Origin of the sequence: Xanthobacter tagetidis (genome assembly GCF_003667445.1) — a bacterium.
GTDB classification, from domain to species: domain Bacteria; phylum Pseudomonadota; class Alphaproteobacteria; order Rhizobiales; family Xanthobacteraceae; genus Xanthobacter; species Xanthobacter tagetidis.
On the sequence record NZ_RCTF01000015.1, the window covers coordinates 100,361 to 121,971 of the forward strand.

Here is a 21,611-nt window from a genome sequence, read left to right on the forward strand (position 1 = left end):
ATGCTGAAGATCGAAGGCCTCAACAGCCATTACGGCCGCAGCCACATCATCCAGGGCATCGACCTTTCCGCCGCGCCCGGCGAGGTGATCGGCATCTTCGGCCGCAACGGGGTCGGCAAGACCACGCTGCTCAAGACCATCGCCGGCTGGGTGAAGCCCAGCTCCGGCACCATCCGGCTCGGCGACGTCTCGCTCGCGGGGCTGGAGCCGGACCGCATCACGCGCTCGGGCGTCGGGCTCGTACCCGAGGACCGGCGCATCTTCCCCGGCCTCACGGTGGAGGAGAACCTGACGCTCGGCCTGATGCAGGTGCGCGGGCGGTCCGCCAGCGCGGGCCGGGCGGTGATCTCCGAGATCTACGACCGCTTCCCGCGCCTGCGCGAGCGGCGGCACCAGCTCGGCACCACGCTCTCGGGCGGCGAGCAGCAGATGCTGGCCATGGCCCGCGTGCTGGTGGGCGAGCCGCAGCTCGTCCTGGTGGACGAGCCCTCCGAGGGCCTCGCCCCCATGATCGTCGCCGAGGTGTTCGCCATCGTGCGCGAGCTCAAGGAGCGCGGCGCCATGGTCCTGCTGGTGGAGCAGAACGTCCACGAGGCGCTGGCGGTGACCGACCGCTTCGTGGTGATCGAGCGCGGCCGCATCGTCCTCACCGGCGAGGCCGAGGACGCCAAGGACCGCGAGCGCCTCATGGAAGCGCTGGCGGTGTGAGCCCCCCGCGGTCCCGGCTTCGGCCGGGATCGCGCCTTCATTGAAGCGGTCCGTTCAGCCGGGCCCGCTCAGTCGAGCCTGGTCAATCGAGCCACGGCGCCATGCGGTCGAGCGCGATCAGCGCCTGTGCGTCGAGCCGCGGGCGCACCACCGCGGCCGCCGCGCCGCGCACCAGCACCTCGGGCACCAGCGGGCGGGTGTTGTAGAAGCCAGACTGCACCGCGCCATAGGCGCCGGCGGTCATCACCGCCAGCAGGTCGCCCGCCTTCAGCTCCGGCAGCGGCCGGTCGAGGGCGAGGAAGTCGCCGGTCTCGCACACCGGCCCCACCACGTCCGCCAGCACCAATGCCGCATCCGGCGCCGGCTCGGCGACCGGGATGATGTCGTGGTGCGCCTCGTAGAGGGTCGGGCGGATCAGGTCGTTCATGGCCGCGTCGACGATGACGAAGGTCTTGCCCTCGCCCTGCTTCACCCGGATCACGCGCGTGACCAGGATGCCGGCATTGGCGACGATCATGCGCCCCATCTCGAACACCAGCGGCAGATCGAGCCCGCCGAGCGCGCGCTCCACCACCCGCGCATAGGCGTCGGGCGCGGGCGGCACCGGGTCGGAGGCGGCGTAGGGCACGCCGAGGCCGCCGCCGAGGTCGAGATGGTGCAGCCGGTGGCCGGCGGCCATCAAGTCGCGCGCCAGCTCGGCCAGCAGGGTCACGGCATTGTCGAACGGCGCCATGTCGGTGATCTGGCTGCCGATATGCATGTCCACGCCGGTGATGGCGAGGCCGGGCAGGCGCGCGGCGACGTCGTAGACCTCCCGCGCGCGGGAGATCGGAATGCCGAACTTGGTGGCCGACTTGCCGGTGGAGATCTTCTTGTGGGTCTTCGCGTCCACGTCCGGATTGACGCGGATGGAGACCGGCGCGGCGCGCCCGAGGCCCGAGGCCACCTGCGAGAGCAGCAGCAGCTCCGGCTCGCTCTCCACGTTGAAGCACAGGATGCCGGCGGCGAGGGCCTGCGCCATCTCCTCCTGCGTCTTGCCGACGCCGGAGAAGACGATGCGCTGGGCCGGAACGCCCGCCTCCAGGGCGCGCATGAGCTCGCCCGCGGAGACGATGTCCGCCCCCGCGCCGAGGCGGGCGAGGGTGGCGATCACCGACTGGTTCGAATTGGCCTTCAGCGCGTAGCAGAGCGTCACGTCGCGGTGCGCGAACGCCTCCATGAACACGCGGTAGTGCCGCTCCAGCGTGGCGGTGGAATAGCAGTAGAAGGGCGTTCCCAGCGCGTCGGCGAGGGACGTGAGATTGACGTCCTCCGCATGGAGGCTGGAGTCACGATAGGAAAAGTGGTGCATCGGCGGCGGCTGGCTGGGCGCTTTCGGGCGCGGACAAAAGTGGCGTTGCGAAAACGCGCGGAGCACCTTCTGGCGGACCACCGGCCGCCGGTCGAGCCGGCGGCGTGTCCGGCCCGCCGGCGCGGCTCAGAGCAGGCCGTCGAGGATGAAGGGTGTCTTGGGCCGGCTCGCGCCCTTGAGCTGCTCGGGCGTGGCGGAGGGATTCTTGGTCGAGGTGCCGGATTGCCAGCCGGTGCTGCCGCCGGAGGCGCCGAGAAGGGACTGGTTCGCAGCGGCGCCACTCTTGCCTGAGCCGCTCTCAGCAGCCGCGGTCGCTGTCGCGGCCGGGGGCGCGGCGTGAGCGCCCGGCGGCAGCTCCAATGGCCCCTTCACGCCGCAGCCGGCGAGCGCCAGCGCCCCGGCGAGCGCCAGCACAACGCGAACCGCTCCCGCGGGCGTAGGTCCGGCAGGGGTTCGGGCGCGCCGCGCAGCGGCGGCAGGGTCAAACGATCTGAGGCGGGCCATCACGCTCCGTGCCATCCGAATGAATTTGCCGCCACTATAGTCCGTGCCGCGCCAAAGGCGAGCGGGAAGAGCGGCGGCGCGCCGGCCGGGCGTCGGTTCACGCCGGCGTGTCACCCAGACGCTTCAGCCAGCGCTTGGCCTGGGCGCGCACGCGCGCCGGGGCCGTGCCGCCATAGCTCACGCGGCTGCGCACCGAGCGGACCACGGACAGCACCGAGAACACGTCGTCCGTGATCCTCGGCTCCACCGCCTGCATGTCGGCGAGCGGCACCTTGTGCAGCGCGATACCCCGCTCGGAGGCGAGCGCGACGATCCGCCCGGTTACGTGGTGCGCCTCGCGGAACGGCATGTTGAGCGCGCGCACCAGCCAGTCGGCGAGGTCGGTGGCGGTAGAATAGCCCTGGCCGGCGGCCTTCTCCATGCGCTTTTCGTCCGGCACCAGGTCCCGCACCATGCCGGCGGTGGCGGCGATCACCAGCGAGAGGGCCGAGAAGGCGTCGAAGGTGCCTTCCTTGTCCTCCTGCATGTCCTTGGCATAAGCGAGCGGCAGGCCCTTCATCACCACCAGGATGGCGGTGAGCGCGCCGACGATGCGCCCGGCCTTGGCGCGCACCAGTTCGGCGGCGTCCGGGTTGCGCTTCTGCGGCATGATGGACGAGCCGGTGGTGAAGGCGTCCGAGAGCTTCACCAGCGCGAACGAGGGCGAGGTCCAGATCACCACTTCCTCGGCGAAGCGCGAGAGGTGGATGGCGCAGATGGACGCGGCCGAGAGCGTCTCCATCACGAAGTCGCGGTCGGAGACGGCGTCGAGCGAGTTGGCGGTGGGCCGGTCGAAGCCGAGCGCGCGGGCGGTCGCCTCGCGGTCGATTGGGAAGGAGGTGCCGGCGAGCGCTGCGGAGCCCAGCGGGCATTCGTTGAGGCGCCTGCGGGCATCGGCGAGGCGCCCGCGGTCGCGCGCCACCATCTCCACATAGGCCATCAGGTGGTGGCCGAAGGTCACCGGCTGCGCGGTCTGCAGGTGGGTGAAGCCGGGCATCACGGTGGCCGCGTGCGCCAGCGCCTTTTCCGCCAGCGCGCGCTGGAGGTCGGCGAGCTGGGCGTCGAGCGCATCCACCGTGTCGCGCACATAGAGGCGGAAGTCGGTCGCCACCTGGTCGTTGCGCGAGCGCGCGGTGTGGAGCCGGCCGGCAGGTGCGCCGATGATCTCGGCGAGCCGGCTCTCCACGTTCATATGGATGTCCTCCAGCTCGCGCCGGAAGGTGAACCTGCCCTGTTCGATCTCTGACAGGATCGTGTCTAGACCCTGGGCGATGGTCTCGGCATCTTGCGCCGCCACGATGCCCCGGGCGCCCAGCATGGCGGCGTGGGCCTTGGAACCGGCGATGTCCTGCGCGTAAAGACGCTGGTCGAAGCCGATGGAGGCGTTGATCTCCTCCATGATGGCGTCGGGGGCGGAGGTGAAACGGCCGCCCCACATCTTGTTGCTCATTTTGGACCTCCGGTATGGTGACGCCCGACCCCTCGAAACCGCAGATGGAAGACCCCGGCCGGACGGCGGGGGAACCCGCGTCCGGCGCGGCGTCCGGATCGGGGAGCCGCGCGCCGTCCTTTCGCGCCATCGGCGTCGTGGCGCTGGCCACCGTGGCGGGCGCCGTGGTCGGCGCGCTCGCCCTATACGGGATGAACCGCCTTCCCGGCAATGCGCCAGCGCCTGCGGCCCCGCCGCCCGCCGCCGAAGTCGCGAGCGTGAACGATCCCGCCTGCGCGCCGGCGGTGGCCCGCGCCAGGGCGCTGGAGCCGCTGGTCACGGGCGAGATCGCCGCGCTCAAGCTCGCCACCGAGCCGCGCCGCCTGCCCGCGCTGACGTTCGCCGATGCCTCGGGCAAGGCCATGAGCCTGAAGGACTTCGAGGGCCGCACCGTGCTCGTGAACCTGTGGGCCACCTGGTGCGTGCCGTGCCGCAAGGAGATGCCGGCCCTGGACACGCTCCAGAGCACGCTCGGCGGCCCGGACTTCGAAGTGGTGGCGATCAACCTCGACACCCGTGATCCCGAGAAGCCCAAGACCTTCCTCGGCGAGATCGGCGTGAAGAGCCTGCGCTACTTCGCCGATCCGGCCACCAAGTCGTTCCAGGCGCTGCGCAGCGCGGGCCGGGGCTTCGGCCTGCCGACCACGCTGATCGTCGACGGCAAGGGCTGCGAGATCGGCTATCTCGCCGGCCCGGCCGAATGGGCCGGACCCGAGGCGGTGGCGCTGCTGCGGGCCGCCATCGCCGACCGCCGCGCCGCCGCGCGCTGAGTGCCGCGCGCTGAACCGGTGCGCCGTCCGGCGCGGGGTTAACGCGCCGTTAACCCTGTTTGTTAACCACGTTCGTTAACCACGCATTCATTTCTCGGGCGCAGGCAAGGCAGGGACGCGGCCGGCCGGGGGCGCTCCGCCTCCATTTAGGTAAGCGCAGCTTAAGCTTCCAGCAACCTTCAGCCGCCACACTGCTCACCGCGACACCGCTCCGGTATCCTGGTATCTTGTTTCCATTGCGGACGAGGCTCCTGCAAGCCGTGCCGAGTCTATCTCGGCGCGCCGCGTGCCGGATTCTTTGTCTTGACAATCATTTGTCGTGCCTTCATCGAATTTTGCTGAGATGCTGAGTGGTGGGAACATTGAAAATTCTCTCAATCTTCGGCACACGGCCGGAGGCCATCAAGATGGCCCCGATGGTTCAGGCGCTTGCGCGTGAACCCGGGATCGTCTCGCTCGTCTGCGTGACGGGTCAGCATCGCGAAATGCTAGACCAGGTGCTCGACTTCTTCGGCATCGAGCCCGATTTCGATCTGAAGCTCATGGTGCGCAACCAGAGCCTCAACGCGCTGACCGGCGCCATCTTCTCAGCCCTCGACCCGATCCTCGACGCGCAGAACCCGGACCTGGTCCTGGTCCATGGCGACACCACAACCGCCATGGCGTCCGCGCTCGCCGCATTCCACCGCCGCATCCGCGTGGGTCACGTGGAGGCGGGGCTGCGCACCTACCGCATGGACCGGCCGTTCCCCGAGGAGATGAACCGCCGGGTGGTGGACGCGACGGGAACGCTGCTGTTCGCGCCCACCGCGGGCTCCAAGGCCAACCTCCTCACCGAGCACGTGGAAGGCGAGATCGTCGTCACGGGCAATACGGTGATCGACGCGCTCCAGGCGACACAGGCCCGCATTGCCGCCGACACGGCGCTGCGCGCGCGGCTCGACGCGCCGTTCGCGGCCCTCGATCCTGCGCGGCGCCTGATCCTCGTCACCGGCCACCGCCGTGAGAGCTTCGGCGAGGGCTTCCGCAACATCTGCGAGGCCCTGCGCACGCTCTCGGAGCGCGACGACGTGGAAATCGTCTATCCGGTGCACCTCAACCCCAACGTCCAGGGCCCGGTGCGCGAGGCGCTGGGCGGGCGGGCGAACGTCCATCTGCCCGGCCCGCTGGACTATCTCTCCTTCCAGCGTCTGCTGGGCCGCGCGCACATCGTGCTGACCGATTCCGGCGGCGTGCAGGAGGAGGCGCCGGCGCTCGGCAAGCCGGTCCTCGTCATGCGCGAGGTGACGGAGCGCCCCGAGGCTGTCGATGCGGGAACCGTCCTGCTGGTCGGCACCGACGTGGCGAAGATCCTCGGTGCCGCCCGGCTTCTGCTGGACGACGCGGCGGCCTATGCGCGCGTCGCCGGCGCCATCAACCCCTATGGCGATGGCTGCGCCAGCCGCCGCATCGTCGACCGCATCTGCGGCCGGCCGTTCACCGAGTTTTCCGCCGACGCCACCAAGTCCACGGCGGCGCCCACCCTCCGGCCGGCCAACGGCCTCCCTATGACGATGGTCGCGAGAGACTAGAGATGGCATCGCATCACACCCGGCGCGCAGCGCGCATCCTGCCCCTTGCCTTGGCGGCGGCCCTCGGGCTCGCCGGAACGGCAGCGGCCCAGTATCCGGTCCAGGCCCAGTATCCGGGGCAGCCACAGCAACTCCAGGCGCAGTATCCCGGCCAGCCCGCGCCGGTCCAGGCGCAGCCGGCCCCGGCCCAGTTGCCGGCGCCGGGCCAGCTGCCCGCCCCCGGGGCCTATCCGGGCGGCTACGTCACGCAGGCGCCTCCGGCGCCCAACGATGCGATCTCGGCCGCGCTCAGCGAGCGCGCCCGCGATAGCCGCGTGACGCGCCGCATCGCCCTCTCCGATCTCGGCGTGGAAGGACCGATCGTGCTCCAGGGCCTCGACGCCCGGCGCGACATCTACCTGCCGGTGCCCGCCCGCGTGCCGCTCTACGACGCGCGCATGGTGGTGGACGCGGACTATCTGCGCGGCGACGGCGGTCGCACCACGCTGGTGCTGATCGTCGACGGCAATCCCGTCTTCTCGCGCCGCCTGGAGGGCGAAAGCGGCTCCACCACCGCCAATCTCGCGGTCGACGGCAATCCGCGCGACAGCGGCTTCGTGCGGCTGGGCCTCGCCTGGTCGTCGGTGATCGGCGAGGACCTGTGCGCCGACGAGCGCGCCATCGGCAACGCCGCCAAGATCCGTCCGGCCAGCCACTTCACCTATTCGTTCGACGCCAGTTCCGTGCGCGACCTCTCCACCGCCTGGAGCGCCCTGCCGGGCGTCGGCGTGATGCTGGTGGCGGGCGGCACGCTCGCCAAGGAGAGCTACGACACCGCCTGGCGGCTCGGCCTCGCGCTCGAAGGCTCGGGCAAGCGCCTCAAGGTGAAGACCCTGCCGGTGGTGGGCGACGAGGTGAACCTCAACGGCCTAGAGGTTCCCGCCACGCTGCGCGCCATCGCCCCATTCTCCTCGTTCGTCGGCGGCGGCCGCTACAAGATCAAGGACCTGTCCGAGGTCGGCGCCCTGCTGCTGCTCGGCGGCTCGCCGCTGGCGGCGGACGTGGCTGTGGCGGACAGCGCGCTCCTGACCGGCCTGCGCACCGCGCTCGACGCAGTGGCGGCGCGGCTCGGCGGCGGCAGCCCGGCTCTGGCGGAATGGCGCCAGCGCGCCGCGAGCCTCACCGCGGCCGTGGTCTCGCCCGACGAGGTGAGCCTCCAGTCGCTCGCCGGCCAGCCGATCATCGCCGTCGGCATCAATGCCGGCGCCAAGGCGGCCGACCTGTTCGACGGCTTCTGGCGCAACACGCTGTCCGGCGGCACCGTGAGCGTGCGCACCGCCGCCTCCCCGCCGCTGACCGGCGACAAGCTGCCCTTGTCCAGCCTCGGCGCGGCGGCGGGCAACATCGACGTGCTCTCGCGCGGCGACTGGGTGGTGAACTTCGACCTCGCCGCCGCCACCGGCGGCACCAGCCTGCCGAACCGGGTCAACCTGGAAGTGGCCGCCGCCCCCGGCGCCTCCACCTCCGACCCGATCGCGGCGGTGTTCCTCAACGACGTGCTGCTCGCCGCCAAGCGCCTGAAGGCCAATGGCGAGCCGGAGCAGATCAGCGCCGCCATCCCGGCCTACGCGCTGGCCGCCCGCAACGTGCTGCGGGTCTCCTTCCAGCGCCAGCCGGTGAGCGACCGCTGCCGCGAGACGCCGCAGGCGTTCCCGGTCTCGGTGCTGCCCTCCAGCAATTTCGAGCTGGGCGGCACCTCGCCCGGCGCGGACTTCCTCGGCGTGATCTCGGCCATGGCGGGCGGCGGCAAGCTGGTGGTGCCCGATACCTATCTGTCGACCCAGAGCCAGAGCCTGCCGCGGGTGGTGCGCGCCGCTGCCGCCGCGGGTCTGCCGGCCGGCACCAGCACCTTCGACGTCGCCCCGGTGGGCTCGCCCTACCGCGTCGGCGGCACCTTCCTCGCCATGGACGTGCCCACCCAGGGCGCCAATCTGAAGGCGCGGGTGGAGGGCGACCGCCTGGTGGTCGGCACCGACGAGCAGTCCCGGCTGCTCGACATCTCCGGCCTCAAGAACGTGGCCCTGGTGCAGGCCCTGCGCGCCGACGCCTATCGTGGTATCCTCTGGCAGAGCGTCGGCTCGGTGGCGGTGACGCCGCAGAAGCCGGTGCGCCTGTCGCGCGGCGACGTGGCCCTGGTGGGCATCGACGGAACCCTGGTGGAGATGTCCGCGAGCGGCGCCGCCCCGGGCACGATCCGACTGCCCGACACCGAGGGCGCCGCCGCCACGCTGCAGCGCCTGTGGCAGAGCTCCGCCGACTGGGGCCTGCCGCTCGGCATCGGCGCCGCGGCGCTGTTCTTCCTCCTGCTGGTGCGCGCCACCCAAGTGCGCCGCAGGGGCTGACGAGACCGGACGCCGGCTCTGAGCCGGCGTCCCTCCTGTACTCCGTTCGAGCCGCCGCGGTCGGCGGCTCCCGAGGATCGCAGCGATGGAGCTGTACTGGCCCTACCTTCTGGCGGAATACATCCGCGTCGTCGAATACGTGGCGGCGGTGGTGGCCGTACTGATCCTGATCTCGTCGCTCGACGATCTGTTCGTGGACTTCTGGTACTGGACCCGCCGGGTCTGGCGGCGCATCACGGTGGAGCCCTACATCCGGCCGCTCACCGCCAACGCCTTGTACGAGAAGGACGAGCAGCCGATCGCCATCATCATCCCCGCCTGGCACGAGGCGGACGTGATCGCGGCCATGATCGAGAACGCGGTGAGCGTGCTCGACTACCGGCGCTACATGATCTTCGTCGGCACCTATCCCAACGACCCGGAGACCATCGCCGAGGTCGAGCGCATGCGCCGGCGCTACAAGCAGCTGGTGCGCGTGGAGACGCGCCATCCCGGCCCCACCAACAAGGCGGACTGCCTGAACGCGGTCATCCAGTCGGTGTTCCAGCACGAGATGATGACCGGCACCCAGTTCGCCGGCGTGGTGCAGCACGATTGCGAGGACGTGCTGCATCCCCTCGAACTGCGCTTCTTCAACTACCTGCTGCCGCGCAAGGACCTGATCCAGATCCCGGTGGTGTCGCTGGAGCGCCACTGGTCGGAGGTGGTCGCCGGCATCTACATGGACGAGTTCGCCGAGTGGCACGCCAAGGACCTGATCGTGCGCGAGAGCGTCGCCGGTTCGGTGCCGTCCGCGGGCGTGGGCACCTGCTTCTCGCGGCGCGCGCTGATGGCGCTGCGCGGCGACGGCACCGGCGAGGTGTTCAACACCGAGAGCCTCACCGAGGACTACGACGTCTCCAACCGCCTCGCGCGCGAGCACATGCACTGCATCATCGCGCGCTTCCCGGTGGAATTCCGCGTGCGCCGCCGAACCCTGTTCGGCTACGGCCCGGAAAAGGAGATGCAGCTCGTCATGCCTTTGTGCGTGCGCGAGTTCTTCCCCGACACGTTCCGCACCTCCTACCGCCAGAAGGCGCGGTGGGTGCTGGGCATCGCGCTCCAGGGCTGGCGCCAGATCGGCTGGAAGGGCACCTGGCAGTCGAAATACTTCCTGTTCCGCGACCGCAAGGGCATCGTCACCTCGATCGTGGCGGTGATGGCCTATGTGCTGGCCGCGCACTTCCTGCTGATCTACTTCGCCGAGCAGTTCAACCTGCTGCCCGCCCGCTTCCCCTCCATCTTCGCCACCGAGGGCTGGCTGCTGGCGGTGCTCGCGGCGAACGCGCTGTGCTTCGCGCTGCGCATGGTCCAGCGCTTCTACTTCGTCACCGCGGTGTACGGCTGGGAGCAGGGGCTGATGTCCATCCCGCGCCTGGTGATGGGCAACTTCGTGAACTTCGCCGCCACCGTGCGCGCCTGGCGCATCTTCATCTCGCACCTGATCTTCGGCACGCGCATCGTCTGGGACAAGACCATGCACGACTTCCCGGAGGCCTCCGCCTTCGACCAGCGCCACCAGCGCCTGGGCGAGCTGCTGCTGACCTGGCAGGCGGTGACGCCGGAGCACCTGGAGAACGCGCTCGAAGTGCAGGGCAAGCGCCAGCAGCCGCTCGGCCGCATCCTGGTGGCCGAAGGCTGGCTCGACGAGGAGACGCTCGCCGAGGCCATCGCCTTCCAGGCCAACCTGCCGCGCACCCACGTGACCGAGCAGATGGTGCGCACGTTCCAGGACCTGCTGCCGCTCGACGTCATGGTGCGCTGGCGCATCGTGCCCATCGGCCGCGACGAGACCGGCCGCCTGGTGGTGGCCACCACCTCGCCGCTGGGGGCGCGCGCCAAGGAGGAGCTGCGCGCGGCGGTGGGCGACGTGCCCGAGCAGCGCATCGCCCGCGAGAGCGAGATCAATGACGGCCTGCGCCTGCTGCGCGGCGTCGGCGACACCATCGAGGGCCAGCAGTCCGCGCCGCTGCTCGGCGACATCCTGCTGGAGCGCGGCCTGATGCGCCGCGAGGCCTTCGAGGCCGCCATGGACCAGTACCGCCCGGAAGAGGACGGCCGAATCGGCGAGTACCTCGTGCGCTGCGGCGTGGTGCAGGCCGAGGCCCTCGAAGCCACCCTCAAGGAGCAGGAACAGCGCGTCACGCCGCTGGTGCCGGCATAAATTTATCGCCAGCGGCGCGGCCCGGCCGCGCCGGCGTTCCGGCGGTAAGACATTGAGGCGGCGCGTCCTTCGCCGCAGTCCTGCTGCCGCTGCGGGACGCTGCGCCGCCTAACGAGCCAAATCGCGCCAAGCCGGGCCTTGCGGGGGCGCCGCAACCCAACATATGCATGGCGCCATGGATCGCCGCACCCTCATCATCGCCGGAGGCGCCGCCGCGCTCGGCGCGCTCGGCGCCGACCTCGTCCTGCGCGACAGGCGGTCGGCGGCCCCGCAACCGCCCGCCGCGCCGCCGGCGAGCCCGCCCGCGAGCCCGATCGAGACCACCGCCAGCATCGACCTGCCCACGCGGGATCTGATCGACGGCATCGTCTGGCAGCCGCTCGCCTCCATGTTGGACCCGCACGGCGAATGGCAGCGGCTCGGCGCCCAGACGCTGATGATGCAGTGGACGGTGCTGGACGGGGTGTCCTTCATCCCCAATCTGCTCGACCTGCCCACCATCGAGGACGCGCCCAACTGGCGCCGCATCCAGCGCGAGCCGTGGGCCAGGAAGATCATCATGGGCCTCGCCTCCTACGGCAACGAGCCCAATGCCCGGCGCGACGTGGCCCAGCTCGCCGCGCTGTCGGCCAAGGTCGCGCGCGCCCGGCTGCCGTTCAAGCCGTCGGCCTACTACTTCCCGGTGGAGATCGACCCCACATGGCAGGGCGCGGCCCAGATCGGCCCGCTGCTCGCCGACATCCCGCGTCCGCTGTGGGTGAGCTGCTACGACAATTCCAATGTCGGCGGCGCGGCGCTCGGCGACTGGCTGGCCAGCTTCCTGCCGAAGGACGTGGGCGTGATGCTCCAGGACGGTCTCGGCGGCCACATGCGCACCGCCGAATCCGCCCGCCAGTATGTGGAGGCGCTCAGGGTGCGGCTCGGGCCAGAGCGCGTGGCGCTGATACCCGAGGCGTTCCGCCCGGACGGCTCCGGCGGCCTCCGCGCCGCCACGGCGCAGGAGCTGCGGCCCCAGCTCGACACCTATCGCGGCATCGAGACCTACGTGTTCGAGGGCCCGCATTATCTGACGCGGCGCATCATCCGCCAGCTCACCGAAGGCTGAGCTGGCCGGGAACGGGCGGGCTCCATCGGGCCGCGCGCGGGGCGTGGCGGCCCGGCACGAGGGCCGGGCCTGATGTCGGGTCGCCCTCAGTGGCGGAAGTGGCGCACGCCGGTGAACACCATGGCGAGGCCGGCCGCGTCGGCGGCGTCGATCACCTCCTGGTCGCGCATGGAGCCGCCCGGCTGGATCACCGCCGTCGCGCCCGCGGCCACCGCAGCGAGCAGACCATCCGCGAACGGGAAGAAGGCGTCGGACGCCACCACCGATCCCTTGGTGAGCGGCGCGGCAAGGCCCGCCGCCTCGGCCGCGTCCTCGGCCTTTCGGGCGGCGATGCGGGCCGAGTCCACCCGGCTCATCTGCCCGGCGCCGATGCCCACCGTGGCGCCGTCCTTGGCATAGACGATGGTGTTCGACTTCACGTGCTTGGCGACGCGGAAGGCGAAGCGCAGGTCGGCAAGCTCCTGCGCCGTGGGCGCGCGCTTCGTCACCACCTTCAGCGCCACGTCGTCGGCGCTGGCATTGTCGCGGCCCTGCACCAAGAGGCCGCCCGCCACCGTGCGCACGTCGAGGCCGGCGGCGCGCGGGTCCGGCAGGCCGCCGGTGATGAGCAGGCGCAGGTTCTTCTTGGCGCCCACCACGGCGATCGCCTCCTCGGTGGCATCGGGGGCGACGATCACCTCGGTGAAGATCTCAACCATCGCCCGCGCCGCCTCGGCGTCCAGCGTGCGGTTGACCGCGATGATGCCGCCGAACGCCGACACCGGGTCGCAGGCGAGCGCCTTGCGGTAGGCCTCAGCGAGCGAGGCGCCCTCGGCGACGCCGCAGGGATTGGCGTGCTTGACGATCACCACCGCCGCCGTGCGCGCGGCCGGGAACTCCGCCACCGCCTCGAAGGCGGCGTTGGTGTCGTTGATGTTGTTGAAGGAGAGCTGCTTGCCCTGCACCTGCCGCGCGGTGGCGACGCCCGGCCGGTTCTCGCCGGAGGCATAGAAGGCGGCGCTCTGGTGCGGGTTCTCGCCATAGCGCAGCGCCTCCAGCAGCTTGCCGCCGAAGGCGCGGAAAGGCGGGGCGTCGAGCTTCAGCTCGCCCGCGAACCAGTTGGAGATGGCGGCGTCATAGGCGGCGGTGCGGGCATAGGCCGCCTGGGCGAGGCGTCGGCGCAAGGCGAGCGTGGTGCCGCCATGCGCGGCGATCTCGGCGAGCACCGCCTCGTAGTCGGCGGCGTCCACCACCACCGCCACGTCGTGGTGGTTCTTGGCGGCGCCGCGGATCAGGGCCGGGCCGCCGATGTCGATGTTCTCGATGGTCTCGTCGAAATCGGCCCCGCGCGCGACCGTCGCCTCGAACGGGTAGAGGTTCACCACCACGAGATCGATCGGGGCGATGGCGTGCTCGGCGAGCGAGGCCTGGTGGCCGGCGTCGGCGCGGATGGCGAGGATGCCGCCGTGGATCTTCGGATGCAGGGTCTTCACCCGTCCGTCCATCATCTCCGGGAAGCCGGTGAGATCGGACACGTCCTTCACGTCGAGGCCAGCCTCGGCCAGCGCCTTGCGGGTGCCGCCGGTGGACACCAGCTCCACGCCGCCCTTGGCGAGGGCCGTGGCGAACGGCACCAGCCCGGCCTTGTCCGACACCGAGATCAAAGCGCGGGTGACGGGGCGGATATCGGCGGACATGAGCGGCTCCGGCTGCTGGCGCGCCCGACCGGGGCCGGAGACCGGCCGGGGCGGCGGACGGGCGCGAACGACGTTGCGGCGCGCCAGGGCACGCCGGTTCGCCGCTCGCCTATCACCATTGGGGCCGGGGCGGAAGCGTCCGTCAGCGGGCGGGACGCTGGGGTGCGCCGGGCGCGGGGGTCGCCTCGCGGGTGCGCACGAAGGTCCAGATCAGGCGCGGCGTGCGCTGGGTCGTGCCGGCGAGCACCAGCTGCGCCGTGCGGCGCGGCCCGCCTGGCGCCGCGAGATAGACGCTCTCCTCCACCGCCAGGGTCACGTGCGGCGCGGCGAACGCCCACGCCTCGCCGTTGGGCAGGCTGAGCAGAGCGGTATGGGGATCGTCGAGCCGCTCCACCCGGACCGTCGGATGGAGATGGAAGCGCACCGCGAACGGCGCGTCCGGCACCGCGGCGCCCTCGGTGCCGGCGCGGAACACGTCCTCGCCGTCGAGCCGGCCGCCGTCCACCGCGAGGCGGAACGAGCGCTGGTGGACGATGCCGAAGCCGGCGAGATAGCCGTCATGGCTCGCCCGCATCACCACCGCGCCGGCCCGTGCGCCGCGCTGCACGTCCACATGGCGCGGCCCGGCGACGATGGGCACGCCCATGATGCGGCTCGCATGCGCGCTCTGCAGGAAGCGGCACGAGGAGGTATCGGCGATCACCGCCGTGGAATGGGCGGCGGTGGCGCGTGCCACCTGGCGCCAGGTGTCGCGGCCGGTGGCCGGCACGCCGCAATTGACCACCATCCGGCAGCGGCCGGAGGAGAATTCGAACGAGAGGCAGCTGGCATGCGCCTCCCAGCTCGCGGGAACCGGCGGCGGCGGGCCGGTGTCGGCGATCAGCACGCAGCCCTTGCCCTCCAGGCGCTGGTAGCCGCTATAGGGGGCGTTTGCCACCGGCGCGCCGCGGGCGTCGTCGAAGGCGAGGATGGTGGCGAGCTGGTCCGCCGCCGTGTGGCCCATGCCGTTGAAGTGGGCGAATGCGCCGTCGCCGTGCCGGAAGAAGCGCAGCATGGGCATCATGCGGTCGACCGCGTTCATCATCTCCGGCGGCGCCGGCAGGTTGCGGGCGGCGAACGCCTGGCGCAGCGGCAGAAGGTCCAGCAGCAGGTCGATCAGCATGCCGGGATTGCGCGAGAGCGGGCCGCCGTCGGGCAGGATCTGGCGCTCCAGCTCCTCGGCGAGGCGCCGCTCGGCCGCCTTCATCAGGCGCCCCTGGTCGGACATGCACAGGCCGGCGAAGGTGAGGGCGAGGAGCGCCAGCAGGCGCGGATAGCCGTCGGGCGCCTCGCCCGCCGCGCGGCGCAATTGGCGCACTTGCCGGGCCAAAGAGCGCATGAAGCGGCGGTAGAAATCGTGGTCGGCGTCCTGCAGCAGGAAGGTCGCCTGGGTAAGCCAGGAGATCACCCGGCGCGCAGTCACGTCGGAGCGCGCCGCGACGGCGCGCGCGGCGCCAGGGTCGCGCATCCAGTCGCCCACCAGCGCGCGGGCATTGGCGCGGGCGATGGTGGTGCCGGCGGCACGCAGGTGGCGCAGCCAGCCGAAGCCGTGCAACGTCTCGGCCCATTCGATGGAGGGCGGCACCAGCTCGAACGGGGTGCGGCCGTCGAGGCTCACCACCTTGCCGGCGAAGGCGAAGCGGCCGGCATAGAACTCGCTCGCGAGGGTGGCGTCGCCGGTGCGCAGGTCCTGCGGCGCGATCAGCAGGCGCTCGGGCACCGGGACCGGAACGTAGGAGAGCGCCACATCGCCGCCGCCGGCCCGCGCGATGAGCGCGCGCACCCAGGCTCCGGCGACGATGCCGGCAAGTCGTGCGCGCTCTGCCACGCTGCTCCGGGCCACCCTGCCCCCCGCTCCCTTCTGGCCGCCGCGAAAGGCGCCCGGCAGGCTTAGGCCGCCGAGCCCGCGCAAGGGCCCAAGCACGCCACCCGTCCTCCCGCCGCTCTCGTCCATCTGCACCCATCCCTCTGGCGTATCGGGCGAAATTCGCCCGCCGCGAACTTGGATGGGCGCCGCCCCTACCGGAGCCGGCGCAGCCGCGTCGCGAAGAAGCCGTCGAGCCCCGAGCGCTCCGGCTCGCCGCGCACCCATCCGCTCGGCAGTGTGCGCAATTCACCTTGCGGAGTTATGAACGGATCGATGCCGGCGATCTCCCCCGGCGCGAGCGGCGCGCGGGCGAAGTCGGGGCGCGCGGCCAGCAGGCGCTCCACCTGCGCCTCGCCCTCCTCCGGCTCCAGCGAGCAGGTGGAGAAGACCAGCGTTCCGCCGGGCCGCACCAGGTCCGCCGCATGGGCCAGGAGCCGGCCCTGCAGCTCGGCGAGGGACGCCACGTCGCCCGGCCGCTTGGTGATCGCGATGTCCGGATGGCGCCGCAGCGTGCCGGTGGCGCTGCACGGCGCGTCGAGCAGCACCGCGTCGAACGGCCCGTCGCGGAACTCCAGCACGTCGCGCGCCACCACCTGCGCCGAGAGCTTGAGCCGCGCGAGGTTCTCCTTCAGCCGGCCGATGCGCGCGCCGGAGCGGTCCACCGCGGTCACCTGCGCCCCCGCGGCGGCGAGCTGCGCGGTCTTGCCGCCGGGCGCGGCGCACAGGTCCGCCACCTTGAGGCCCTTGACGTCGCCGAGCAGGCGGGCAGGCAAAGCGGCGGCGGCGTCCTGCACCCACCATTCACCTTCGGCGAAGCCGGGCAGAGCGCGCACCGGCCCGGCCTGGACGACGCGCACGGAGCCGGTCGGCAGCACCTCGCCGCTGAGCGCCTGCGCCCAGCGCTCGGGGTCCGACTTCACGGTGATGTCGAGCGGCGGCTCCACCGCATTGATGGCGCAGATGGCGCGCGCCGCCTCGGCGCCGTAGGCCGTGCGCCAGCGCGCCCTGAGCCAGTCGGGCGTGTCGGCCTCAAGCGGGTCGATGCCGGCGAGCAGCGCCTCCTTCTCGCGCGTCAGGCGCCGCAGCACCGCATTGGCGAGGGCGGCGAAACCCGCGGTCGAGCGGTCGGTGCGGGCGAGGTCGACGCTGAGGCCCACCGCCGCATGGTCCGGCACGTCCATGAACAGCACCTGCGTCGCCCCGGCGAGCAGGATCGCCTCCAGGCGCGGCGCGGATTTCGGCAGGCCGCGCTCCAGCAGCTTGCCGAGCACCAGGCGCAGCGTGCCGAGCCGGCGCACCGCGGTGGCCATGATGCGGAACGCCAGGGCCCGGTCGCGCGGCTCCAGCGCCGGGTCGAAGCCCTCGGCCGCCTCCTCGAGCGGGGCGCCATGGCGCAGCACCTTCTCCAGCCCGTCCACCGCCAGGGCGCGGGCGGCGAGGCCCGGCGCGGCGGGCGGGCGCGGCGGCGTGCCGGACGGGCGGCGCGGCGCCCCGGTTCCGGAGGGCGGACGGGCGGAGGAGCGGACGGGCGGACGGGAAGGAGGTCTCATCGCCGCAGATAGAGCATGAAGCGCGGTGCAATCCAAATTCGGCGCCGCCCGGCGCCCCGGGTCCCGGCCGGACGCCGTCGCGGACCCCTGCCAACCTTGCCTCCCGCGCGGCGATCCCTTAAGACGCCAGCTAAACGCCCCGGACCAGCGCCGGGGCTTTGTTTTGTCGCGCGGGCCGCCAGGCGATCCCCGCGCCGCTTCGAGGAGGCTCCACCCCGTGGCCAACGTGGTCGTGGTCGGCTCGCAATGGGGCGACGAAGGCAAGGGAAAGATCGTCGACTGGCTCTCCGAGCAGGCTGACGTGGTGGTCCGCTTCCAGGGCGGCCACAATGCCGGCCATACGCTGGTGGTGGGCGGCAACACCTACAAGCTGTCGCTGCTGCCCTCGGGCGTGGTGCGCCCCGGCAAGCTGTCGGTGATCGGCAACGGCGTGGTGCTCGATCCCCAGGCGCTGCTGGACGAGCTGGCGCGCCTCGCCGCGCAGGGCGTCGTCGTCGGCCCCGAGCGCCTGCGCATCGCCGAGAACACCCCCCTCATCCTGCCGCTGCACCGCGAGCTCGACGCCCTGCGCGAGAACGCCACCGTCGAGAGCGCGCGCATCGGCACCACCAAGCGCGGCATCGGCCCGGCCTATGAGGACAAGGTGGGCCGCCGCGCTATCCGCCTCGTGGACCTCGCCGAGCCGGCGACGCTGCCGGGCAAGGTGGAGCGCCTTCTGGCGCACCACAACCTGATCCGCCGCGGCCTCGGCGTGCCCGAGGTCGACGCCACCACTTTGGTGTGCGAGCTGAACGCCATCGCCCCGAAGGTGCTGCCCTTCATGGACCGGGTGTGGGACCTCCTGGACCGCGCCCGGCGCGAGGGCAAGAAGATCCTGTTCGAGGGCGCCCAGGGCGCGCTGCTGGACATCGACCACGGCACCTATCCGTTCGTGACGTCCTCCAATACCGTTGCCGGCGCGGCCTCCAGCGGCTCGGGCATCGGGCCTGGCGCGCTCGACTACGTGCTCGGCATCACCAAGGCCTACACCACGCGCGTCGGCGGCGGCCCGTTCCCCACCGAGCTGACCGACGCGGTCGGCAAGACGCTGGGCGAGAAGGGCCGCGAGTTCGGCGTCGTCACCGGCCGGGCGCGCCGCTGCGGCTGGTTCGACGCGGTGCTGGTGCGCCAGACCGTGCGCACCTGCGGCATCCACGGCATCGCGCTGACCAAGCTCGACGTGCTGGACGGGTTTACCGAGCTGAAGGTTTGTGTCGGCTACAAGGTCGACGGCAAGCAGATCGATTACCTGCCGGCGGAGAGCGGCGCGCAGGCGCGCGCCGAGCCGATCTACGAGACCATGGAGGGCTGGCAGGATTCCACCGCCGGGGCGCGATCCTGGGCGGACCTGCCGGCGGAGGCCGTGAAATATGTGCGCCGGGTGGAAGAGCTGATCGGCTGCCCGGTTGCGGTTTTGTCCACAAGCCCGGAGCGCGACGACACCATACTGGTGCATAATCCTTTCCTGGCCTGATCGAAGGGCCGCCCACGGAACGCGAAGCAAAGTCCCGATGGCCGATTATTTCCCGCTTCTCGCTCGCGCGATCGCGAGCCTGCCGCAGAAGAGCGCCGAGAGCCGGCGCGCGGTCTATGACCGTGCCCGCGCGACGCTGCTGCGTCAGCTGCGCAGCGTCGACCCGCCGCTGCCGGAGGGGGAGATCACCCGGGAGCGCATGTCGCTGGAGGACGCGATCCGCCGCGTGGAGGCGGAATTCCCGCCGCCGCCCGACGCTGGGGTGACGGAGGAGAGCCCGCCGGAGGCGCCGGAACCCGCGCCGCCCCCGGCCCCGCCGGCCGCCCCGCCCGCCTTGCGCCCGCCGGCCCAAGGCGAGCCGCGCCGCATCGCCCCGCGCGCGCTGCCGGCCAACGATGCGGACACCGGCGAAGCGGCCGCGGACGCCCGTCGCTCCTCGCCCGTGCGTCCGCGCGGCGAGGAGGCCGAGGCTGACCCCGAGGCGGCGGAAGCCGGCACCGACCCGCGCCCCGGCCTGCGCCGCGGCGAGGTGCGCAGCCGCGGCGCCGCCAACGGCGCCAAGCGCAAGCCGCGCAAGAGCGAGCGCGGCGGCTCCTGGCAGAAGCTGATCCTGTGGACGCTGGTGGCGTGCGTGGTGCTGGGCGGCGTCGCCCTCGCCGTGGTCAACCGGCATCTCATCCTCGGCGGCGACAGCGCCGGCACCACCCCGGCCGCCGATGCCCAGAAGTCCGCGGACCGGGTCGCGCCGACCACCGAAAATGCCCGGCGCACCCCCGCCCCGCGCCCCGCCGGAACCTCGGGCACGGCCCAGCGGGCGGTGCTGCTGGAGGAGACCCCCGGCGGCGGCCAGCCGCAGAGCTTCGACGGCACCGTGACCTGGAAGACCGAGACCGTGAGCGCCGGTCCGGGCCTGCCGCCGGACATCGGCGTGCGCGGGGATGTCACCATTCCCGAGCGCCAGATCAGCATGAGCTTCGTGCTCCGGCGCAACACCGACCCGACCCTGCCCGCCTCCCACACGGTGGAGGTGGGCTTCACCCTGCCCAAGGACTTCCCCTTCGGCGACGTGGCAAGCGTGCCGCTGATCGCCGCCAAGCCCAATCCGCAGGCGCGCGGCACGCCGCTGGCCGGCCTCTCGGTGAAGGTCAACCCGACCTTGTTCCTGGTGGGCCTCTCGCCCGGCGCTTCGGAGAAGCAGCGCAACCTCGCGCTGCTCCAGTTCTCGCCGTGGATCGACGTGCCGATCGTGTTCTCGAACAGCAAGCGCGCGCTCATCACTTTGGAGAAGGGCGAGCCCGGCGACCAGGCGTTCAACGACGCCTTCTCCGCCTGGGGCGAACTGCTCCAGCGGCCGGATCCGCCACCGCAACAGCAGCAGCAACCGGCCGCGCAATAGCCGCGCGGCATCGCGCGGACGGCATGTTCCGGAAAACGCGCCTCATGGCCGGGCTTGTCCCGGCCATTCCCGCCCCGCGGGAAAAACGGCGGTTCTCATTCCCAGATCGCGTTCCAGGATCGCGTCCAGGGCAAAATTCCGGCGCGCCGCGCCGGTCCCCAGCGCCCCCTAATCCGCCAGCCCCTTGAGCCGGTAGAGCGCCTCCAGCGCGTCGCGTGGGCTCATCGCATCGGGATCGAGCCCCTCCAGCGCCGCCCGTAGCGGGTCCGGCCCCGCTGGGGCCGCCGGCGCCGTGGCCACCGGCCGGGCGGCGGCGAACAAGGGCAGGTCGTCCACCAGCTTCTGCGCCGGCGATGCGCGCTCGGCCGCCTCCAGCTCGGCCAGCACGGCGCGGGCGCGGGCGATCACGGCGTCCGGCAGGCCGGCGAGCTTGGCCACCTGGATGCCGTAGGAGCGGTCCGCGGCCCCCGGCACCACCTCGTGCAGGAAGATCACGTCGCCCTGCCATTCGGTGACCTTCACCGTGGCGTTGACGAGGCGCCGGCAGCGCTGGGAGAGCGCGGTCAATTCGTGGAAATGGGTGGCGAACAGCGCCCGGCAGCGGTTCACCTCGTGCAGGTGTTCGAGGCTCGCCCAGGCGATGGACATGCCGTCGAAGGTGGCGGTGCCGCGGCCGATCTCGTCCAGGATGACCAGCGAGCGATGGGTGGCCTGGTTCAGGATGGCGGCGGTCTCCACCATCTCCACCATGAAGGTGGAGCGTCCGCGCGCGAGGTCGTCGGCGGCGCCGACGCGGGAGAACAGGCGGTCCACCACGCCGATGCGCGCGGCGCGCGCCGGCACGAAGGCGCCGGCCTGCGCCAGCACGCAGATCAGCGCGTTCTGCCGCAGGAAGGTGGACTTGCCCGCCATGTTCGGCCCGGTGACCAGCACGATGCGCCCGTCATCCTGCCCCTCCGGCGGGGAGAGGTCGCAGTCGTTGGGCACGAACGGTCCGCCGTCGCGGGCGAGCGCCTGCTCCACCACCGGGTGGCGCCCGCCCGCGATCAGGAAGGCGGCGCCCGCCTCCATGCGCGGTCGCACATGGCGCTCGCTGACCGCGAGCTCGGCGAGGCCCGCCGCAACGTCCAGCTCGGCGAGCGCCTCGGCGGCGGCCCGGATGGCAGGCGCCGAGGCCACCACCTCGGCCGCGAGGCGATCGAAGATCGCCTGCTCCAGGCCTAGCGCCCGCTCTCCGGCGGAGGCGATGCGGCTTTCCAGCTCGCCCAGCTCGACGCTGGAGAAGCGCACCGCCCCCGCCATGGTCTGGCGGTGCACGAACACGGCGGCGAACGGCGGCTCGCGCAGCCGGTCGGCGTTCTGCGCGGTCACCTCGACGAAATAGCCGAGAACCGCATTGTGCCGGATCTTCAGCGACTTGACCCCGGTCTCCTCGACATAGCGGCGCTC

Annotated in this window: 15 protein-coding genes; 8 read left to right on the plus strand and 7 right to left on the minus strand. The window is 72.0% G+C overall.

What is annotated here, in order from left to right; genetic code table 11:
- Complete coding sequence (locus D9R14_RS17005) at window positions 1–708, plus strand: ABC transporter ATP-binding protein (RefSeq protein ID WP_121624535.1); 708 nt, start codon at window positions 1–3, stop codon at window positions 706–708.
- Between the two features lie 82 nt (window positions 709–790).
- On the opposite strand, the gene lysA is transcribed toward D9R14_RS17005, so the two are convergent.
- From lysA to argH, 3 genes are all read right to left on the minus strand, one after another.
- Window positions 791–2,059: a diaminopimelate decarboxylase gene (lysA, locus tag D9R14_RS17010; RefSeq protein ID WP_121624536.1), complete on the minus strand. Its 1,269-nt coding sequence runs from the start codon at window positions 2,057–2,059 to the stop codon at window positions 791–793.
- Window positions 2,060–2,185: 126 nt separating this feature from the next.
- Complete coding sequence (gene lptM, locus D9R14_RS17015) at window positions 2,186–2,473, minus strand: LPS translocon maturation chaperone LptM (RefSeq protein ID WP_245420854.1); 288 nt, start codon at window positions 2,471–2,473, stop codon at window positions 2,186–2,188.
- A 187-nt stretch (window positions 2,474–2,660) separates the two neighbouring features.
- Window positions 2,661–4,052, minus strand: a complete 1,392-nt coding sequence (argH, locus tag D9R14_RS17020) for an argininosuccinate lyase (protein WP_121624537.1) — start codon at window positions 4,050–4,052, stop codon at window positions 2,661–2,663.
- 14 nt (window positions 4,053–4,066) lie between these two features.
- Between argH and tlpA the strand changes: the two genes are divergently transcribed.
- The 5 genes from tlpA (at window position 4,067) to D9R14_RS17045 (ending at window position 12,121) form a co-directional block, all read left to right on the plus strand.
- Window positions 4,067–4,861 carry a thiol:disulfide interchange protein TlpA gene (tlpA, locus tag D9R14_RS17025; protein ID WP_342634794.1) on the plus strand — a complete coding sequence of 265 codons (795 nt, stop codon included), beginning with the start codon at window positions 4,067–4,069 and terminating at the stop codon, window positions 4,859–4,861.
- Window positions 4,862–5,214: 353 nt separating this feature from the next.
- On the plus strand, window positions 5,215–6,432 hold the full coding sequence (gene wecB, locus D9R14_RS17030) for a non-hydrolyzing UDP-N-acetylglucosamine 2-epimerase (protein WP_342634795.1): 1,218 nt from the start codon (window positions 5,215–5,217) through the stop codon (window positions 6,430–6,432).
- Between the two features lie 2 nt (window positions 6,433–6,434).
- A complete protein-coding gene (locus D9R14_RS17035; RefSeq protein ID WP_121624539.1) occupies window positions 6,435–8,813 on the plus strand; it encodes a cellulose biosynthesis cyclic di-GMP-binding regulatory protein BcsB in 2,379 nt (792 codons plus the stop codon).
- An 85-nt stretch (window positions 8,814–8,898) separates the two neighbouring features.
- Window positions 8,899–11,016 carry a glycosyl transferase family protein gene (locus tag D9R14_RS17040; protein ID WP_121624540.1) on the plus strand — a complete coding sequence of 706 codons (2,118 nt, stop codon included), beginning with the start codon at window positions 8,899–8,901 and terminating at the stop codon, window positions 11,014–11,016.
- A gap of 175 nt (window positions 11,017–11,191) precedes the next feature.
- Window positions 11,192–12,121 (plus strand): alpha-amylase family protein, encoded by a 930-nt coding sequence (locus D9R14_RS17045; RefSeq protein WP_210210868.1) that lies wholly within the window; start codon window positions 11,192–11,194, stop codon window positions 12,119–12,121.
- Between the two features lie 86 nt (window positions 12,122–12,207).
- On the opposite strand, the gene purH is transcribed toward D9R14_RS17045, so the two are convergent.
- The 3 genes from purH to D9R14_RS17060 all read right to left on the minus strand — a co-directional run bounded on the left by purH (window position 12,208) and on the right by D9R14_RS17060 (window position 17,253).
- Window positions 12,208–13,797 (minus strand): bifunctional phosphoribosylaminoimidazolecarboxamide formyltransferase/IMP cyclohydrolase, encoded by a 1,590-nt coding sequence (gene purH, locus D9R14_RS17050; RefSeq protein WP_121624541.1) that lies wholly within the window; start codon window positions 13,795–13,797, stop codon window positions 12,208–12,210.
- Between the two features lie 142 nt (window positions 13,798–13,939).
- Window positions 13,940–15,679 carry a heparinase II/III family protein gene (locus tag D9R14_RS17055; RefSeq protein ID WP_245420856.1) on the minus strand — a complete coding sequence of 580 codons (1,740 nt, stop codon included), beginning with the start codon at window positions 15,677–15,679 and terminating at the stop codon, window positions 13,940–13,942.
- Window positions 15,680–15,855: 176 nt separating this feature from the next.
- Window positions 15,856–17,253: an RsmB/NOP family class I SAM-dependent RNA methyltransferase gene (locus D9R14_RS17060; RefSeq protein WP_121624543.1), complete on the minus strand. Its 1,398-nt coding sequence runs from the start codon at window positions 17,251–17,253 to the stop codon at window positions 15,856–15,858.
- A gap of 217 nt (window positions 17,254–17,470) precedes the next feature.
- On the opposite strand from D9R14_RS17060, the gene D9R14_RS17065 reads away from it, so the two are divergent.
- Both D9R14_RS17065 and D9R14_RS17070 read left to right on the plus strand, forming a co-directional pair.
- Window positions 17,471–18,766 (plus strand): adenylosuccinate synthase, encoded by a 1,296-nt coding sequence (locus tag D9R14_RS17065; protein ID WP_121624544.1) that lies wholly within the window; start codon window positions 17,471–17,473, stop codon window positions 18,764–18,766.
- 37 nt (window positions 18,767–18,803) lie between these two features.
- Window positions 18,804–20,162 carry a hypothetical protein gene (locus tag D9R14_RS17070; RefSeq protein WP_121624545.1) on the plus strand — a complete coding sequence of 453 codons (1,359 nt, stop codon included), beginning with the start codon at window positions 18,804–18,806 and terminating at the stop codon, window positions 20,160–20,162.
- Between the two features lie 168 nt (window positions 20,163–20,330).
- Here the strand turns inward: D9R14_RS17070 and mutS are convergent.
- Window positions 20,331–21,611 (minus strand): DNA mismatch repair protein MutS (gene mutS / locus D9R14_RS17075; RefSeq protein ID WP_121624546.1); only part of this gene is annotated, 1,281 nt, incomplete at its 5' end.

Bases quoted from the DNA above. Each gene is read 5' to 3' on its own strand.
- D9R14_RS17005 (WP_121624535.1), top strand. From the start codon at position 1: ATGCTGAAGATCGAAGGCCTCAACAGCCATTACGGCCGCAGCCACATC.
- lysA (WP_121624536.1), bottom strand. From the start codon at position 2,059: ATGCACCACTTTTCCTATCGTGACTCCAGCCTCCATGCGGAGGACGTC.
- argH (WP_121624537.1), bottom strand. From the start codon at position 4,052: ATGAGCAACAAGATGTGGGGCGGCCGTTTCACCTCCGCCCCCGACGCC.
- tlpA (WP_342634794.1), top strand. From the start codon at position 4,067: ATGGTGACGCCCGACCCCTCGAAACCGCAGATGGAAGACCCCGGCCGG.
- D9R14_RS17035 (WP_121624539.1), top strand. From the start codon at position 6,435: ATGGCATCGCATCACACCCGGCGCGCAGCGCGCATCCTGCCCCTTGCC.
- D9R14_RS17040 (WP_121624540.1), top strand. From the start codon at position 8,899: ATGGAGCTGTACTGGCCCTACCTTCTGGCGGAATACATCCGCGTCGTC.
- D9R14_RS17045 (WP_210210868.1), top strand. From the start codon at position 11,192: ATGGATCGCCGCACCCTCATCATCGCCGGAGGCGCCGCCGCGCTCGGC.
- purH (WP_121624541.1), bottom strand. From the start codon at position 13,797: ATGTCCGCCGATATCCGCCCCGTCACCCGCGCTTTGATCTCGGTGTCG.
- D9R14_RS17060 (WP_121624543.1), bottom strand. From the start codon at position 17,253: ATGAGACCTCCTTCCCGTCCGCCCGTCCGCTCCTCCGCCCGTCCGCCC.
- D9R14_RS17070 (WP_121624545.1), top strand. From the start codon at position 18,804: ATGGCCGATTATTTCCCGCTTCTCGCTCGCGCGATCGCGAGCCTGCCG.